Raw genomic sequence first — 15,249 nt, 5'->3', positions numbered from 1 at the left:
GCGGAGCCGGCTCCTTGATGGCTATCAAGCCTTTCCGCACCGGTGCGCAGCTGGGCTGCCCCTTACACCCGCAAGCCGGTTTTCTTGAGGATACGGCTGGAAAACAGCACCTGATGGTCGCCACAAGCTTCGCCCAGCAGGCCGCGCAGCCGGTTTACCGTAGCCGTCACCTGCGCGTGGCTGGCGCCGTGGCACATGGCAAACAGGTTGTAACGCCAGGACGGCAGCTGCCGCGCGCGGCGGTAACAATGGCTGACTTCCGGCTGCGCCCCCAGCAGCGTACCCAGCGCGTCCACTGCCGCGTCGTCCACATCGAACACCGCCATGCCGTTGGCGCCATAGCCCAGCGCGTAGTGGTTGGGTACCACGCCGATGCGGCGGATCACCCCGCCCGCCAGCAAGGCCGCCAGCCGCCTGCAGGCCTCGCCCGGCGCCAGCTGGCAGGTGTCCTCCAGCGCGGCCCACGGCGCATCCAGCAGCGGCAAGCCGGCCTGGGTGGCGCGGATCAGCCGCCAGTCAGCGTCGTCCAGCACTGGCGGGGGCCTGTCGGTGACGGTGACCGTCTGCCGCCCCACCGCGCTGTCGCCACCGGGCAGCAACTGCATGCCCACGTAGTACTCGCGCAGCTTGGGAAAGCCATACACCGGCAGGCCGGTATCCGTCTGGATGCGGGCCATTGCCTCGGCCAGCCCTGCCTGGCTGGTGGTGGCCAGCACAAACCACATGTTCAGGGTGTGCTCGCGCCGGTAATTGTGCGCCACTGCTGGCAGCGCGTTGACCTGCGCCGCTACCGCGTCGTAGCGCGCTTCGGGTACCGCCAGTGCCGCCAGCAAGAAGCAGCCGCCCATGCGTTCTATCTGGTACAGGGGGCCGAAGCGGGTCAGCACACCGCGCTGCAACAAGGCAGCCAGCCGTTGTTGCAGCTGGCTGCCGCTAAGGCCCCAGCGCTGGCCGGCTACCTCGTAGGGGGTATCCTGCAACGGGAAGCCGCCCTGCAGGCCGGCGATGATGGCCGCGTCCAGCGTGTCCAGTACCAATGGAGAAGTCATGGGGTCAGTAGCCCTTGCTGGTAGCGCGCACCGCGCTGGATATAACGACGGGTAGACAGCAGCATGGCCGACGGCATGGCGTGCAAACCGTAATCGGCGCTCAGCCGCCGGTAGTGCGCCGCCGCCTCATCGCTACTGCGGGCGTGCACCATGCAGAACAGGTTGTACGGCCAGTGCGCCCCCTGCGGCGGTCGGGCGTAGCACAGGGTGACGGCGGCATCGGCGGCCAGTTGCGTGCCGATGGCGTCGCGTTGCGCGGCAGGCACTTGCCACACACACATGGCGTTGGCACGGTAGCCCAGTTCGCGGTGGCGCAGCACAAAGCCGAAACGGCGGATCACGCCATCGTCCAGCCACTGCTGCAGGCGCTGGCGCACATGCAGTTCGGACAGCCCACTGGCAGCGGCCAGGGCCAGAAACGGCTGCGGCTGCAGCGGCAAACCCGGTCCCAGCGCAGCCAGCAGGCGCTGCTCGCTGCCCGCCAGCTGCAGCAAGCGCTGCGCTGCCGGCAAGCGCGCACGCCGCGGCGGGCCGTGCGGGCCCAGCGCAAAACCCAGGTCGATGTGGTACTCGCGCTGCAGCGGCAGGTCCAGCGGCGTCAGGCCGGTCACGCTGGCGATGCGTGCCAGCGCGGCGTCCAGCGCCGGGCGGCTATCAGCGGCCAGCACGAACCACAGGTTGTAATGGTGATCGCGTGCGTAATTGTGGTTGACCTCCGGCTGGGCGCTGACCAGCGCAGCAACGGCGTCCAGCTGCGCCGGGGGCACAGCCAGCGCCGCCAGCGTGCTGGCACCCACGGTATTGGGCGCAAACACGGCCCCCAGCCTGGCCAGCAGGCCTTGCTCCTGTACCAAGCGCAGGCGCAGCAGCAATTGCGCCTCGCTCAGCCCGCATTCGGCGGCCAGAAAGCCGAACGGCGATGCCAGCAAGGGGAAGTCGCGCTGGTGGCGGTCCAGCAACTGCAATAACGGGTCGTGTGGCTGCAGCATGTCACATCCCCATGCGGCCGGCACGCCAGCTGAAGAAAATGCCGGACGGGTTGGCCGCAGGCAGTTCGGTGCGTACCGCCAGCGTGCGGGTATCAATAACCACGACCTTGTCGTCGTCGCGGCTGGACAACCATACCGCGTCGCCACGGGCGGTGAACTCCATGTGCAGGATGGAGCGCCCCGGCTTCAGCGTGTGCACCACCTGCATGCTGGGCACGTCGATCACCTGCACGGTGTCATTGTGTGGAAAGGCAAAGTTCACCCACACGCGGCGCCCGCCCGGTTCGGCCATCACGAACACCGGCTGGCCGTATACCGGCACCTTGGCCACCGACTGCCAGCTGCGGCTATCGGCCACCAGCACCTGTGACTGGCCGATGGCGGGAAAGAACGCATAATCGCCGGCCAGGCTCCAGCCGCGCAGGTGCGGCATCTTGTACACCGGCAGCCGGGTCTCGCCCTGGCCGTACGCCGGCAGGATGCGGCGCACGCCGGCATCGAGGTGCCAGGTGTCCAGCAAGGCCAGGCCGTCTTCGCCGAACAGGCCGGCGATGTAGTAGCGGCCATCGCTACTGGCCAGACCGTCGTAAGGCTGCCGCCCGATGCCGCGGTAACGGGTGATGGCCGGCTGGCACGGGTTGGCCGCGTCTAGTAGCCAGATTTCGCCGGCGTCAAACAGCGCAAAGGCAAAGCGGTTACCCGGCAAGTCGGCCAGGCCCACCACACGCGACGACTGCCCGGCGGCGTCCTGCGCCGGGATGTCGGCCAGCAGCGTCAGCGTGTCGGCATCGAACAGCTTCACCCCGCCGGGGCTGTAGTTCTGTGCCGCCACGATGCGGCCATCGCTGGAAATGGCCCCGCCAATGCTGTTGCCGGCCTGCAGCACGCGGGCCTGCAAGGTACCGGTGAGCAGGTCCACTTTGGACAAGCCGCCGTCGCGGGCAAACACGTAGACATAGCGGGCATCACGGCTATACACCAGCGAAGCGTGCGACAGGTCGCCCAGGCCTCTGACGCGTGCCAGGCTGGCCGGCGGCTGTTGCTGCACCACCTGCAGGCTGCCGGCGGCACGTTCGATTACCACCCCCAGATCGCCGCTGCCGCGTAGCGTGGGGGTGGCGCAGCCGGCCAGCGCAGTTGCGGCCAACACGGCGCTCAGCAGGGTTCGAAGTGTCATCGCGGGAGGTCCTGTTGCAAGAGTTCTACCAGCCAGCGGGCTTCCTGCTCGCTGATGAAGGGCCGCCACGGCGGCATGGCGGTACCGGGGCGGCCATCGAGAATGGTGGCCACCAGGCTATCGGCCGGCTTGCCGGCCAACGCGGCGGCGGTGAGCGGGCTGCCCAGCCCACCCTGTCGCGTCAGGCCGTGGCAGGCGCCGCAGTCTTCGCGCAGCAGATGCAGCAGTACCTGGCGCCGGGCCGCATCCGGCTTCGGCAGATGAGACGCCGGCACTGCCTCGCTGGCAAATAGCAGCGCACAGGCCAGCAGCATCAGCATGAGGCCGATCAGGCTACCCCTGCTGTACAGTGGCTTCGTCATGACGGTACTCCGGCTAACGCGGGCCGGGCCGGCCCGCGCAAGGTTGGCCGCAACGCCGCCATACCGGTACGGGCTGGCGGCACGGGCGGCTTACTGCGACAGCACCCACTTCACCAGCACCTTCAGGTCGGCATCCGGTACTTGCGGGTTGGGCGACATCGGCACCGGACCAAAACTGCCGGCACCGCCTTTTTTCACTTTTTCTTCCAGCTTGGCCTGGGCGTTCTGGCCTTTGTACTTGCTGGCGATGTCCTTGAACGACGGGCCGACCACCTTTTTGTCCATGCTGTGGCAGGCAAGGCAGTTGTACTTCTTGGCCAGTTCCGGCGAGGCCTGGGCGGTGGTGGCCAGCAGCAGGCCGGCAGACAGCAGCATGGCGGTAAGCAGCGGGGTTTTCATATTGGCTCCCTGGGCGGGCCGCAGCCCGCCGTGATGGTTGGATCAGTAAACGTCGTGCTGGGTGTTGAACACGTTGAACTTGCCGGTCGGGGTAATCAGGCGTTTGTCCTTGATGACGGCCTTGCACTGGCGGGTCTTGTCGTTGACTACCACGATGGCCGACTGCTTGTTCTTGGCGCTCCACACCGAGAACCACACTTCGTCACCGGCCTTGTTGTACTCCGGCTGCACCACGCGCTTGGCACCGTCATCATCCAGGCCGGCACACGCGGCGATGTCGATGACTTGCGGCGGCTTGTCCAGCTGGCGTATGTCGTACACCGCCACGCTCTGGCTGACCTTGGCGTCCGGGTTAAGCGGGGTATCCACCCACAGGTTGCTGGATTTCGGGTGCGTCTTGATGAACAGCGAGCCGCCGCCCTGCCCTTTGAAGGTGGCAACCGCCTTCCACGCGTACTGCGGGTGCTTGGCGGGGTCGGTACCGATCAGCGTCACCTCGTCGCTACCCAGGTGCGAGGTGCTCCATACCGGGCCATACTTGGGATGCACGAAGTTGGCGCCGCGCCCCGGGTGCGGAATCTTGCCCACGTCCACCAGTGCGGCCAACTTGTCAGTCTTGGTATCCACTACCGCAATCTTGTTGGAGGCATTGGCCGCCACCAGAAAATAACGGCCACTGCTATCAAAACCGCCGTCGTGCAGGAACTTGGCCGAATCGATGGTGGTGGTTTTGAGGTTGGTCAGGTCGCTGTAGTCCACCATCATGATCTTGCCGGTTTCCTTGGCGTTGATCACGAACTCGGGGCGGTAGTGGCTGGCCACGATGGACGCCACGCGCGGTTCGGGGTGGTACTCGTTATCCACGGTCATGCCACGGGTGGACACGATCTTGCGCGGCTGCAGCGTGTCGCCATCCATGATCACGAACTGCGGCGGCCAGTAGGTGCCGGCCACGGCGATCTTGTCTTCGAAACCCTTGTACTTGGAGGTTTCCACCGAGCGCGCTTCCAGCCCCACTTTCACCTCGGCCACGTTGTCCGGTTTGGGCAGCCACAGGTCGATCAGGTTGAGGCGAGCGTCGCGGCCGATCACGTACAGGTAGCGGCCGGACTTGGACAGCCGCGAGATGTGCACCGCGTAGCCGGTCTTGACGATGTTGATGATCTGTTTGCTGTCGCCGTCGATCAGCGCCACCTCGCCGCTGTCGCGCAGCGTTACCGAGAACAGGTTGTCCAGGTTGTAGTTGTTCATCTTGCGCGTCGGGCGCTTGTCTACCGGCAGGTAGACCTTGCGCGACTTCTCGATGTCGGCCAGCGAAAACTCGGGCGGTGTTGGCGGCTCCTGCTGGATGTAGCGCGCCATCAGGTCCACATCCTGCTCGCTCATCTCGCCGGAGGTCTGCCAATTGGGCATGCCGGCCGGGCTACCGTAGGCGATGAAGATCTTCAGATAATCGGTACCCTTACCCAGAGTAATATCTGGAGTAAGCGGTTTACCAGTAGCTCCCTTGCGCAGCACACCGTGACAGCCGGCACAACGCTCGAAATAAATCTGACGAGCCCGTGCAAACTCAGCCTTAGTCATAGGCGGTGCTTTGGGGTTGATATTCTGATGCATGTCCTCGCCTGCGAGCGGCGAACCGCCAGCCTGATAGGCTGCCTCAGCCGGACTGACAGGTTTGTTGGCCGCATCGGCATAGGCCAGTGCAGCTGCAAAGGGCAGGGTTGCCAATAAAACGCCTTGGGCCACGGTACGGATCCTGAAGCTTGTCATGATGCTCTCCACCACGCTATGAGGGAATTCATGCGTCCATCATCCGCCCCGTCTCAGCACATCATCATTGATTCGAATCAACGCTTTCCAGCCCGGTAAAACGCGCCAGCTCCTCGGTGCTGAAGCCCCAGTCCCCCTGCAGGTACCAGTCGTCGCCCAGCAGCTCGGCCGGATGCTGGGTGCGGCCGCAGCCGTTGCCGCATTGCAGGTCGCTGGCCGCACAATACTTGTCGCAGCCCCAACACAGGCGCTCGGGATGGGCGGGGTGAATGGGGAATTTGCGGCGCATGGCACACTCCGGTACACGGGTTTCAGGCAGTCAGGCTGGCGTACAGGCTAGTCAGCACCTGCGGCAGGCGGTGGGCGTCGTGTACCACGCTGTAACCGCGCTTGCCGAACAGGTGCGGCAGGTAGTCGCCGGCCTCGCGGTCGACGGTGACACAAAACGGAATCAGCCCGGCGCGGCGTGCTTCCAGCACCGCCTGGCGGGTGTCTTCCACGCCGTAACGGCCTTCGTAGTGGTCTAGGTCGTTGGGTTTGCCGTCGGACACGATCAGCAACAAGCGGCGCTGGGCAGGCTGCTGCAATAGGATGGAGGTGGACTGGCGGATAGCGGCGCCCATCCGGGTGTAGTAACCGGGGCGAATGGCCAGAATGCGCCCGCGTGCGGCATCGTCGTAGGGTTCACCGAAATCTTTCAGCAGCAGGTAGCGTACCTCGCTGCGCCGCAGTGACGAAAAACCGTACAGGCCGAAGGCGTCACCGCAGGCCGCCAGTGCTTCGGCAAATAGCAGCAGGCTGTCGCGGATGACGTGAATCACCTGCCCGGCCTCGCCCAGCCAGCTTTCGGTAGACAGCGACAGGTCGGCCAGCAGCAGGCAGGCCATGCTGCGCCCGGCGGGCGGCCATGCCTGGTACAACGGCGGTTCGGCCACGGCCACACCGCTGCGTTGTTCGGCCAAGAAGCGGATGATGCGGTCCAGGTCCAGGTCCGGCCCGCTGGCTTCACCGCTTTTGCGGCTGCGCTCGGGTGACAAGGCCTGGAATTGCCGCCGCAAACGCCGGGCGGCCGCCTGCAGTTTGTCCGGCAAAGGTGCCGGGCTGGCGTCACGTGGCAGCATCGGCTGTAAGCGGCAATGGTCGGCCACCAACCGCTCGCGGCGGTAGTCCCATTCCGGCAGCAGCAAACCGTCGCCCAGCGGCGTGTCGTCGTAAGCGGCAGCCGGCAGGTCGAGGTCAAACTTCAGCCGGCTGGCGCGGGTCTTGCCGTCGCGGCTGACGGTGAGGCGATCCATGTCTTCGGCGGCGGCACCGTCGTCAGGCTCGTCCTCGTCCTGGTGACGGTTGACGCGCACGTAGTCGTCCCAGGTAAAGATGCTTTCGGCGCGAAACTGCAGCAACATGCCGTTCTTGCGATCGTCCGGGTTATCGCGGCGGGCACGGTAGCGGCGCCGGGCTTTGCTGTCCCGGCTGTCGCCATGGCCCTGCTCCGGCTGCTGGCCGTCGTCCTGGTTAGCTGCGGCAGCAGACGGGGGTGACGGGTGCAGCCACAGCGGCACCGGCTGCGGTGGCGGGCTGCCAGCAGGCAGAGCTGTCGCTGTACCCGGTTGCAACAGCGCGTGGCGGATGGCCTGCTCGGCGGCCTGGCCGGTACCGTTTGCCGGCCAGTTGCGTAGCGGCAGCAAGGCCGCTACCAGCCGCTGGTACAAGGTCGCCAGCCCCGGCATGGTGGTCAGGCAGCGCGCCGTGCCCTCGCTATTGCTTTGCAGCCAGTCGCCCTGCGCTGGAGGCTGCGCGGCCAAGGCCATCAGCCAGAAATACAGGCCGCGGTTGAGCGCGGCGTCCGGGTACAGGTCGATGCGCTCGGGCAGGTACAGCGCCTGTCCGTCGCGCCAGGCCAGCTCGACGTGGGTGTCGATACCGGCAACACGTGCCAACCAGCGGCGGCGGGCGCCGTGTGCCGTGCCTACTGCGCTGCGGATGGCCAGGCCAGGGTCGCCGCCCATGGCACGAAAAAACAGCAACGCTTGCGGCGCCACGTCATCCAGCAATACCGCCGCTTGCGGGTAGCCGGGGTAGGCGGCACGGCGCACCAGCCGGTCCCACCAGCTGCCGACGAGGTCTTCCATGTCAGGCTCCGAACTGTGTATCCACTACCGCCATCAGCGCGGCCAACGTATCCGGCTCGTCCGATAACGGCTCCACCAGCGCTACCCGGCAGGCAGTACGGGCGGCCATGCCGCTAGCGATCAGCTTGGCGGCGTACACCAGCAGGCGGGTACTGACCGCTTCGTCCAGGTGATAGCCGCCCAAGCGGCGCAACTGGGTGGCCAGCGCCACCAGCCGGCGCGCCAGCGCCTCGTCGGCGCCGCCCTCTTCGCGCAGTACGGTCAGCTCTACCGCCGGCGGCGGAAAGTCGAACGCCAGCGCCACGAAGCGCTGCCGGGTGGAGGGCTTCAGCGTTTTCAGCACGTGCTGGTAGCCGGGGTTGTACGACACCACCAGCATGAAGCCGGGCGGTGCGGCCAACTGTTCGCCAGTGCGCTCGATGGGCAGGATGCGGCGATCGTCGGTGAGCGGGTGCAGCACCACGGTGGTGTCCTTGCGCGCTTCTACCACTTCGTCCAGATAGCAGATGCCGCCAGCGCGCACGGCACGGGTGAGCGGGCCGTCGCACCACTGGGTATCGCCGGCAGCGATCAGGTGGCGGCCTACCAGGTCGGCAGCCGACAAGTCATCGTGGCAGGACACGGTAAACAGCGGCAGGCCCAGCCGGGCGGCCATGTGCGCCACAAAGCGGGTTTTGCCGCAGCCGGTGGGGCCCTTGATCAGCAAGGGCAGTTGCTGGCGCCAGGCCGCCTCGAACACCTCGCATTCGTCGGCCAGCGGTTGGTAGAAAGGCAGCGGTGCCGCAGCGGCGGCTCGGTGGGGCGCGTTCATGGCAACTCCGGCAGGAAAGTCAGCAGGATCCCGCCACACACCAGCAGCAGCCAGCCGTGCACGGCTGCACGTAGCCAGAGCGGCGCGCGGCGCAGGCCCATGTAGTGCTCGGCCACAAGCATGCCCTTCAGCCAGGCGCCACCTAGCGCCAGTGTCAGCAACAGCGGGCCGGGGGCCAGCGTGTCGGCCAGCCGTGCCAGCACGGCGGTGAGCAGCAGCAAGGCCAGCCACAGGCGCCAGTAAATGCGGTGAAGGTGGGGGGATGTCATGGCGGCAGCCTACCTGCGCCCCGCCGGCGCTGCCTTGATGCGCAATAAGAAAACGCTGCCCGCCCCTAGCGGGCGGTGTACAGCAGGGCGAACAGCACCAACCACACCAGGTCTACCATGTGCCAGTAGGCGGCAGCGGTTTCCACGCCGTCATGGTTGGCCGCGTAGGCACCCTGCCCGGCACGCCACCACACCGCCGTGACGATCACCATGCCCAGCAGCACGTGCAGGTAATGAAAGCCCGCCAGCGACAGGTAGAACATCCAGAAGCTGTTACTGGACAAGTTGATGCCGGCAGCAAACAGCGCCCCCAGCTCGTGGCCTTTCAGCAGCACGAAGCCGCTGCCGCACAGCAGGCAGGCCAGCAGCCAGCGTCGCCCGGCCCGCCCCCGCCCGGCTGCGTAAGCACGGCAGGCATTGAACACGGCGGCGCTGCCGCTGAGCAGCAAGGCGGTATTGGCCAGCGCCCACCCCAGCGGTAGCCCGGCCTGCTGGCGGGCAAACAGTAGTGGCTGCTGCCAGCGGGCGTAAGCGCAGGCGGCAAACAGCAGGCCGAACACGGCCAGCTCCGCCAGAATGAAAAACCACATGGCCAGGTCGCCGGGTACCCGGCGCGGCATGGCGTGGGACATATCACCTCCGCAAAAGGGTCGCGCTGGCGGACGCATGCCATGCCGTGCGCGGGCAGCGCGGAATGAGGAAGATAAAGGCTGCACCCGGCCGCAAGCCGTGGCGGGAAAACAGAAAAAGGGTGCGCCTCCGCACCCCCTCTATTTGGCGCCCGACGCTGCCTGCGGGCCGGATTGCGCACTCGCGCAACGTGCCGCCCCCGGTCTGCAAGCCAGACGCGGCACCGCGGCTACCCGGCTTAGCGGGCTTCGTCCTTGCCGACGAAGAAACTGATGATGTACAGCAGCAGGCCGATGAAGAACACGACGCCGGCCCCTTCACGCAGCCAGTAGAAGAACGCCAGTTTGTCCTGGGTGGCCATGAACGACAGCGGGGTATCGCCCATGCGCTGCATCCACACTTGCAGGATGCCGGCGGCGGTGAGGAACAGCGTGATGAATACCATGGCGATGGTCATCAGCCAGAACGACCACATTTCCACCACCTGGGCGCGATTGCTGTTGGCTTCGCGGCCGCGCATCAGCGGCATGGCGTAGGAGATCATGGTCATCACCACCATGGCGTAGGCACCGTAGAAAGCCATGTGACCGTGGCTAGCCGTAATCTGCGTGCCGTGGGTCAGGTAGTTCACCGGCGCCAGCGTGTGCAGGAAGCCCCACACGCCCGCCCCCAGGAAGGACATCACGCCAGTACCCAGCGCCCACAGTACGGCGGCCTTGTTGGGGTGCTCGCGGCGACGCTTGTTCACCATATTGAAGGCGAACAGGGTCATCATGAAGAACGGAATCGGCTCCAGTGCCGAGAACGCCGAGCCCCACACCTGCCAGTAAGCCGGCGTACCGATCCAGAAATAGTGGTGGCCGGTACCGATGATGCCGGTAATCAGCGTCATGGCAATGATCACGTACAGCCATTTTTCGATCACTTCACGGTCCACGCCAGTCACTTTCACCAGTACGAAGGCCAGCATGGCACCCATGATCAGTTCCCACACGCCTTCCACCCACAAGTGCACCACCCACCACCAGAAGTACTTGTCCAGCACCAGGTTATGCGGGTTGTAGAACGAGAACAGGAAGAAGATCGCCAGCCCCCACAGCCCCAGCATCATCACCATGCTGATACTGGTTTTACGGCCTTTCAGTACCGTCATGCTGAGGTTGAACAGGAAAGACAGCGCCACCAGCACGATGCCGATCTTGGTAATGGTGGGCTGCTCCAGGAACTCCCGCCCCATGGTGGGCAGCAGATCGTTGCCCGTCATCTGCGCCAGCGTGGCATACGGCACCGCCAGATAGCCGACGATGGTCAGCGCCCCCGCCACCAGGAATACCCAGAACGTGGCGATGGCCAGTTTGGGGCTGTGCAGCTCGCGTTCCGATTCTTCTGGAATCAGGTAATAACCGGCGCCCATGAAGCCGAACAGCAGCCACACGATCAGCAGGTTGGTGTGCACCATGCGCGCAACATTGAACGGAATGGCCGGAAACAGAAAGTCGCCGATCACGTACTGCAGGCCCATCACCAGGCCAAAAATGATCTGGCCGACAAACAGGCCGATGGCGGCCGTGAAATATGGCTTGGCCACCGCCTGCGAGCGGTACTTGAGCTGGACGTTGGCCGCAGACGGCGTGGTTTGCCGACCTGCTGCCGAAGCAAGGGATGTCATGTGTTTCTCCCGTTAAGGTAAAGGGCTGGATACGTTGGCCGCACCCGCTGGTACGGCGGACTGGTCTAGCCTTCGATATTCGGCGGCCAGTTATTGGTGTTGATCTGGCTGCTGTACTTCAGGAACGCCACCAGGTCGTCGATCTGGGCGTCGCTCAGGTGGAAATTGGGCATCTGGCGCCGACCCGGCGCCCCGGTGGGCTGCGCCTTGATCCAGGCCTTGATGAACTCCGGCCCGCGGCGCTGGTAGACGTTGCCCAGCTCCGGCGCAAAGTAGGCGCCCTCGCCCAGCAAGGTGTGGCAGCCGATACAGTTGTTCACCTCCCACAGGTTCTTGCCGCGCGCCACCTGTTCGGTGAGGTTGGCGCGGTTGTCGCGCTTGGGCAGGGCCTGCACGGTGTCGAACGTCAGTGCGACAAACAGCAGGAAGAAAAACACCGCCCCTCCGTAGAAGATGTTTCGTGCGGTTGACTTGGTAAAACTGGTGCTCATCGCAGCCTCCCATCATGTGTACCGGAACCCCGGCATTCAGGGCGGACTGTACGTTTCGGGGTATCCGAATAGCATTGATTCGAATCAACGATTTCCAGGCGCTGCCCTTCCTACACTGATGACCTCAACACCAGAGGAGCCGCCATGAACACCGCGCAACCGTTTTCCCACGCCACCCCGCTACAGGCAGGCGAAGTCAGCCTGGTGGGCGCAGGCCCCGGCGACCCGGACCTGCTGACCCTCAAAGCACTGCGCCGCCTGGCCGAGGCCGACGTGGTGCTGTACGACTTGCTGGTCAGCCCCGACATCCTGGCGCTGGCCAACCGCCAGGCCGAGCTGGTTTGCGTTGGCAAGCGTGCCAACCGACACACACTGCCACAGGCTGCCATCCACGAGCTGATGGTGAACCATGCGCGCCAGGGCCGGCGCGTGGTGCGGCTGAAAGGCGGCGACCCGCTGCTGTTCGGGCGTGGCGGCGAAGAGCTGACGGCCTTGGCTGCCGAAGGCATACGCTGTGAAGTGGTACCCGGCATCAGCGCGGCGCTGGGTGCGGCCGCCAGCTGCGGCATTCCGCTGACACACCGGGACTGCGCGCAGGGCGTGACCCTGGTGACCGGCCACCGCCGCGAAGGCGAGCTGGCACTGGACTGGACCCACCGAACCGACTGTAACGAAACGGTGGTGGTGTATATGGGGCTGGGCGAAGCGGCCGCCATTGCCGGCAGTCTGATGGCGCACGGCCGGCTGCCCGGCACCCCGGTGGCGGTAGTGGAAAACGCCACCACGCCACAGCAGCGGGTGTGCTGTACCACGCTGGCAGGGCTGGCCGATACCGTGCAGCGCCAGCACATTGCCCCGCCGGCCTTGCTGCTGATCGGCGAGGTGGTGCGGCTCTACCCTTTACTGGCCCCGGCGCTGCGCCGCGAGGCCGCCGGCCTGAAGCGGCACGTCAGCCCGGCAGCGTCAACGTCAGCTGCACACCACTGAAATCCGGCAGCATCTGGCTGTCAACCGCTACCCCCTGCTGCGCCAGCAGCGGCACCAGCGGGCCGGGAAAATGGGGCAGTACATAGCCTAACTGCTGACCGGGCGCGGCAGCGTCCACCTCGGCCAGGATGATTTCCAGCGGTTGTGGCGGCGTCAGGCCGCGCAGGTCACGCGGCGTCATGGCGCACCTCCCGGCTTAGGCAAACAGGCAATATACGGGCAGCAAACATGGCGGAGTACCCCGGTAAGTGACGATGGCGCAGTATCGCCGCCGCCCGTTGCCGGCTGAATGATACGGATCAAGCTTCCGGCCAGCGGCTACCTCTTTCGGCGTAGCCCACCCCTGCCGACAGCGTATCGGCAAACGCGTGACCGCCGCCTACACTGCCGGCAAACCTCCCGAGGAAGCCGACATGACTGCCATCCACGACTTCAACGGCCTGTTGCAGGCCGCCCGCCAGCAAGCCGCGCCGCAGCGCCTGCTGTTTGCCTTCTGCCAGCGCTGTCTGCACGACGACCACCAGCCCGCCGAAGCCGAACGCTTTGCCGCCGGCGAAGGCGGCATCCTGCAACCGGTGCTGTGCGTGGACAAGACCCCCGCCGAGCTGGCCGATTTCAACCGCCTGCAGCACGACGCCGACGCGCTGGACCCGCGCTGGGAAGTGGTGTTCGTGGCCGCCATCGACGACAGCGGCAGCACCGCCGCTGACGGCCCGCTCAAGCGCATGATCCAGACCATCCAGACCGGCGGCGACGTGGCGCGCTACCTGGCGTTCAACCGCGCCGGCCAGCCGCTGCGCTTCCTGTAGGCATTTGAAAGGACCCGTCATGCTGAGCGACCGTTTCGGGCGCAGCGTGGACTACCTGCGCATTTCGGTGACCGACCGCTGCGACCTGCGCTGTACCTACTGCCTGCCCAAAGGTTTCAAGGGCTTCGAAGAGCCGGCCAACTGGCTGACCTTCGACGAAATCGAACGCGTGGTGGCGGTATTTGCCCGCCTGGGCACCCGCCGCTACCGCCTTACCGGCGGCGAGCCGCTACTGCGCCGCCACCTGCCACAGCTGGCCGCCAGGCTGGCCGCGCTGCCCGGCGTGGACGACCTGTCGCTAACCACCAACGGCACCCAGCTGGCTACCCAGGCGGAAGCCTTGCACGGCGCCGGTGTGCGCCGCCTGAACGTGAGCCTGGATTCGCTGCGTGACGACTGCGTGCACGGCATTACCGGCAGCCACTGCCTGCAGCAGGTGCTGGACGGGCTGCAAGCCGCCCGCGACGCTGGCTTTGCCAGCATCAAGATCAATATGGTGCCGCTGGCCGGCGTCAACGAAGCCGACATCGAGCCGATGGTGGCCTATTGCATCGAGCACGGCCTGATCCTGCGCCTGATCGAGGCCATGCCGATGGGCAGCACCGGCCAGCAAACACGCGGCGTGGACCTGCAGCCGGTGCTGGCACGCCTGCAGCAACGCTTTGGCCTGCGGCCAACGTGCAAGACGCTGGGTGGCGGCCCGGCCCGTTACTGGGAAAGCGCCGACGGCCAGTTCACGCTGGGGCTGATCACGCCGCTGTCGCAGCATTTCTGTGCCAGCTGCAACCGCGTACGGCTGTCGGTGGACGGCACGCTGTACCTGTGCCTGGGGCAGGAAGAGCGTTTCGAGCTGCGCCCGCTGCTGCGCGCCGGCTGTAGCGACGCCGAGCTGGAGGCCGCTATCCGCGCCGCCATCGAGCTGAAGCCGCAACAGCACACCTTCAACGAAGCCCCCACCCGCGTGGTGCGCTTCATGTCGATGACCGGGGGCTGAGCATGGCACTGGACGACCCGCTGCTGCAGGGCTTTCGCCGCTTCCAGCAACAATACTTTTCCGCAAGCAACCCGGTATACGCCAGCCTGTGCCAGGGCCAGCACCCGGTGACGCTGGTAATTGCCTGTTGCGATTCGCGCGTGCACCCGCCGGCGCTGATGGGCAGCCAGCCGGGCGAGATGTTCGTCATCCGCAATGTGGCCAACCTGGTGCCGCCGTACAGCCCGCACAACGAACACGCCAGCGTAGCAGCGGCGCTGGAGTTTGCCGTGCTTAGCCTCAACGTTGGCCGCATCATCGTGATGGGCCATTCCGGCTGCGGCGGCATCCAGGCCCTGCTGCGGCGCAGTACCCCACGCGATAGCGCCCTCACCCGCTGGCTGGCCATTGCCGAGCCGGCGCGCGAACTGACCTACCGCCACCACGCCGGCGCCAGCGCGGCGCTGCAGGCACGCCAGTGCGAACAGGCCGCCATTCTGGTGTCGCTGAACAACCTGCTGGGCTACCCGTGGCTGGCCGACCGCGTCAAGACGGGACAACTTATGCTGAATGGTTGGTACTTCGATATGCATGAAGGTGCACTTTGGGGTCTGGACGCTGAAAGCCATCGTTTCGTTCCACTAGTTTGCCCGCTTGAACGGGCAGACTGCTAACGCCTCCTCCTTTTGGCGGATTGCCGAAGCGATCAAAGCGCATTAAGGTGAAACCATC

18 protein-coding genes are annotated in these 15,249 nt (G+C 65.8%); 4 read left to right on the top strand and 14 right to left on the bottom strand.

Features of this window, described 5'->3' with window-relative positions; genetic code table 11:
* Positions 1-62 precede the first annotated feature (62 nt).
* The 13 genes from ahbB (PQU95_RS01840) to PQU95_RS01780 form a co-directional block, all read right to left on the bottom strand.
* Positions 63-1,049 (bottom strand): siroheme decarboxylase subunit beta, encoded by a 987-nt coding sequence (ahbB, locus tag PQU95_RS01840; RefSeq protein WP_147683185.1) that lies wholly within the window; start codon positions 1,047-1,049, stop codon positions 63-65.
* Complete coding sequence (gene ahbB, locus PQU95_RS01835) at positions 1,046-2,038, bottom strand: siroheme decarboxylase subunit beta (RefSeq protein WP_272750428.1); 993 nt, start codon at positions 2,036-2,038, stop codon at positions 1,046-1,048. Before ahbB (PQU95_RS01835) ends, ahbB (PQU95_RS01840) begins: the two co-directional genes overlap by 4 nt.
* A gap of 1 nt (position 2,039) precedes the next feature.
* Entirely contained in the window at positions 2,040-3,215 is a 1,176-nt protein-coding gene (locus PQU95_RS01830; RefSeq protein ID WP_272750427.1) for a cytochrome D1 domain-containing protein, read from the bottom strand.
* Positions 3,212-3,577: a c-type cytochrome gene (locus PQU95_RS01825; RefSeq protein ID WP_147683181.1), complete on the bottom strand. Its 366-nt coding sequence runs from the start codon at positions 3,575-3,577 to the stop codon at positions 3,212-3,214. The genes PQU95_RS01830 and PQU95_RS01825 overlap by 4 nt, the downstream gene beginning before the upstream one ends.
* Before the next feature lie 90 nt (positions 3,578-3,667).
* Positions 3,668-3,976, bottom strand: coding sequence for a c-type cytochrome (locus tag PQU95_RS01820; RefSeq protein ID WP_147683179.1), 309 nt, complete (start codon positions 3,974-3,976; stop codon positions 3,668-3,670).
* Positions 3,977-4,018: 42 nt separating this feature from the next.
* The gene (locus tag PQU95_RS01815; RefSeq protein WP_147683177.1) at positions 4,019-5,749 is read right to left on the bottom strand and encodes a cytochrome D1 domain-containing protein; all 1,731 of its coding nucleotides are present in this window, start codon (positions 5,747-5,749) and stop codon (positions 4,019-4,021) included.
* Positions 5,750-5,813: 64 nt separating this feature from the next.
* The gene (locus PQU95_RS01810; RefSeq protein WP_017507119.1) at positions 5,814-6,038 is read right to left on the bottom strand and encodes a DUF3079 domain-containing protein; all 225 of its coding nucleotides are present in this window, start codon (positions 6,036-6,038) and stop codon (positions 5,814-5,816) included.
* A gap of 22 nt (positions 6,039-6,060) precedes the next feature.
* The gene (locus tag PQU95_RS01805; RefSeq protein WP_147683175.1) at positions 6,061-7,878 is read right to left on the bottom strand and encodes a nitric oxide reductase activation protein NorD; all 1,818 of its coding nucleotides are present in this window, start codon (positions 7,876-7,878) and stop codon (positions 6,061-6,063) included.
* Between the two features lies 1 nt (position 7,879).
* Positions 7,880-8,689, bottom strand: coding sequence for a CbbQ/NirQ/NorQ/GpvN family protein (locus PQU95_RS01800; protein WP_272750425.1), 810 nt, complete (start codon positions 8,687-8,689; stop codon positions 7,880-7,882).
* On the bottom strand, positions 8,686-8,958 hold the full coding sequence (locus PQU95_RS01795; RefSeq protein WP_147683170.1) for a cytochrome C oxidase subunit IV family protein: 273 nt from the start codon (positions 8,956-8,958) through the stop codon (positions 8,686-8,688). The genes PQU95_RS01800 and PQU95_RS01795 overlap by 4 nt, the downstream gene beginning before the upstream one ends.
* Positions 8,959-9,023: 65 nt before the next feature.
* A complete protein-coding gene (locus PQU95_RS01790; RefSeq protein ID WP_147683168.1) occupies positions 9,024-9,590 on the bottom strand; it encodes a cytochrome c oxidase subunit 3 in 567 nt (188 codons plus the stop codon).
* 236 nt (positions 9,591-9,826) lie between these two features.
* Positions 9,827-11,257, bottom strand: a complete 1,431-nt coding sequence (locus PQU95_RS01785) for a cbb3-type cytochrome c oxidase subunit I (RefSeq protein ID WP_147683166.1) — start codon at positions 11,255-11,257, stop codon at positions 9,827-9,829.
* 65 nt (positions 11,258-11,322) lie between these two features.
* On the bottom strand, positions 11,323-11,748 hold the full coding sequence (locus PQU95_RS01780) for a c-type cytochrome (RefSeq protein WP_272750424.1): 426 nt from the start codon (positions 11,746-11,748) through the stop codon (positions 11,323-11,325).
* 144 nt (positions 11,749-11,892) lie between these two features.
* On the opposite strand from PQU95_RS01780, the gene cobA reads away from it, so the two are divergent.
* Positions 11,893-12,735 carry a uroporphyrinogen-III C-methyltransferase gene (cobA, locus tag PQU95_RS01775; RefSeq protein WP_272750423.1) on the top strand — a complete coding sequence of 281 codons (843 nt, stop codon included), beginning with the start codon at positions 11,893-11,895 and terminating at the stop codon, positions 12,733-12,735.
* Here cobA and PQU95_RS01770 read toward each other — a convergent pair.
* The gene (locus PQU95_RS01770) at positions 12,698-12,916 is read right to left on the bottom strand and encodes a DUF2249 domain-containing protein (protein WP_272750422.1); all 219 of its coding nucleotides are present in this window, start codon (positions 12,914-12,916) and stop codon (positions 12,698-12,700) included. The two genes, cobA and PQU95_RS01770, sit on opposite strands and share 38 nt — an antisense overlap.
* 232 nt (positions 12,917-13,148) lie before the next feature.
* On the opposite strand from PQU95_RS01770, the gene PQU95_RS01765 reads away from it, so the two are divergent.
* Genes PQU95_RS01765 through PQU95_RS01755 form a run of 3 tightly spaced genes read left to right on the top strand, consistent with a single transcriptional unit; the run spans position 13,149 to position 15,191 of the window.
* Positions 13,149-13,544, top strand: a complete 396-nt coding sequence (locus tag PQU95_RS01765; protein ID WP_272750421.1) for a ribonucleotide reductase subunit alpha — start codon at positions 13,149-13,151, stop codon at positions 13,542-13,544.
* 19 nt (positions 13,545-13,563) lie between these two features.
* Positions 13,564-14,538, top strand: coding sequence for a GTP 3',8-cyclase MoaA (moaA, locus tag PQU95_RS01760; protein ID WP_272750420.1), 975 nt, complete (start codon positions 13,564-13,566; stop codon positions 14,536-14,538).
* Between the two features lie 2 nt (positions 14,539-14,540).
* Positions 14,541-15,191 carry a carbonic anhydrase gene (locus PQU95_RS01755; protein WP_272750419.1) on the top strand — a complete coding sequence of 217 codons (651 nt, stop codon included), beginning with the start codon at positions 14,541-14,543 and terminating at the stop codon, positions 15,189-15,191.
* The last annotated feature ends 58 nt before the right edge of the window (positions 15,192-15,249 follow it).

It is taken from the genome of Vogesella aquatica (assembly GCF_028548455.1).
Lineage (GTDB): Bacteria > Pseudomonadota > Gammaproteobacteria > Burkholderiales > Chromobacteriaceae > Vogesella > Vogesella aquatica.
The sequence above is the reverse complement of the archived record's forward strand: the minus strand, read 5'-3'. Positions and strand labels throughout refer to the sequence as shown.

What these genes read in the sequence shown, in the direction of transcription:
- ahbB (WP_147683185.1), bottom strand. Translation starts at nt 1,049, where the DNA reads ATGACTTCTCCATTGGTACTGGACACGCTGGACGCGGCCATCATCGCC.
- ahbB (WP_272750428.1), bottom strand. Translation starts at nt 2,038, where the DNA reads ATGCTGCAGCCACACGACCCGTTATTGCAGTTGCTGGACCGCCACCAG.
- PQU95_RS01830 (WP_272750427.1), bottom strand. Translation starts at nt 3,215, where the DNA reads ATGACACTTCGAACCCTGCTGAGCGCCGTGTTGGCCGCAACTGCGCTG.
- PQU95_RS01825 (WP_147683181.1), bottom strand. Translation starts at nt 3,577, where the DNA reads ATGACGAAGCCACTGTACAGCAGGGGTAGCCTGATCGGCCTCATGCTG.
- PQU95_RS01820 (WP_147683179.1), bottom strand. Translation starts at nt 3,976, where the DNA reads ATGAAAACCCCGCTGCTTACCGCCATGCTGCTGTCTGCCGGCCTGCTG.
- PQU95_RS01815 (WP_147683177.1), bottom strand. Translation starts at nt 5,749, where the DNA reads ATGACAAGCTTCAGGATCCGTACCGTGGCCCAAGGCGTTTTATTGGCA.
- PQU95_RS01810 (WP_017507119.1), bottom strand. Translation starts at nt 6,038, where the DNA reads ATGCGCCGCAAATTCCCCATTCACCCCGCCCATCCCGAGCGCCTGTGT.
- PQU95_RS01805 (WP_147683175.1), bottom strand. Translation starts at nt 7,878, where the DNA reads ATGGAAGACCTCGTCGGCAGCTGGTGGGACCGGCTGGTGCGCCGTGCC.
- PQU95_RS01800 (WP_272750425.1), bottom strand. Translation starts at nt 8,689, where the DNA reads ATGAACGCGCCCCACCGAGCCGCCGCTGCGGCACCGCTGCCTTTCTAC.
- PQU95_RS01795 (WP_147683170.1), bottom strand. Translation starts at nt 8,958, where the DNA reads ATGACATCCCCCCACCTTCACCGCATTTACTGGCGCCTGTGGCTGGCC.
- PQU95_RS01790 (WP_147683168.1), bottom strand. Translation starts at nt 9,590, where the DNA reads ATGTCCCACGCCATGCCGCGCCGGGTACCCGGCGACCTGGCCATGTGG.
- PQU95_RS01785 (WP_147683166.1), bottom strand. Translation starts at nt 11,257, where the DNA reads ATGACATCCCTTGCTTCGGCAGCAGGTCGGCAAACCACGCCGTCTGCG.
- PQU95_RS01780 (WP_272750424.1), bottom strand. Translation starts at nt 11,748, where the DNA reads ATGAGCACCAGTTTTACCAAGTCAACCGCACGAAACATCTTCTACGGA.
- cobA (WP_272750423.1), top strand. Translation starts at nt 11,893, where the DNA reads ATGAACACCGCGCAACCGTTTTCCCACGCCACCCCGCTACAGGCAGGC.
- PQU95_RS01770 (WP_272750422.1), bottom strand. Translation starts at nt 12,916, where the DNA reads ATGACGCCGCGTGACCTGCGCGGCCTGACGCCGCCACAACCGCTGGAA.
- PQU95_RS01765 (WP_272750421.1), top strand. Translation starts at nt 13,149, where the DNA reads ATGACTGCCATCCACGACTTCAACGGCCTGTTGCAGGCCGCCCGCCAG.
- moaA (WP_272750420.1), top strand. Translation starts at nt 13,564, where the DNA reads ATGCTGAGCGACCGTTTCGGGCGCAGCGTGGACTACCTGCGCATTTCG.
- PQU95_RS01755 (WP_272750419.1), top strand. Translation starts at nt 14,541, where the DNA reads ATGGCACTGGACGACCCGCTGCTGCAGGGCTTTCGCCGCTTCCAGCAA.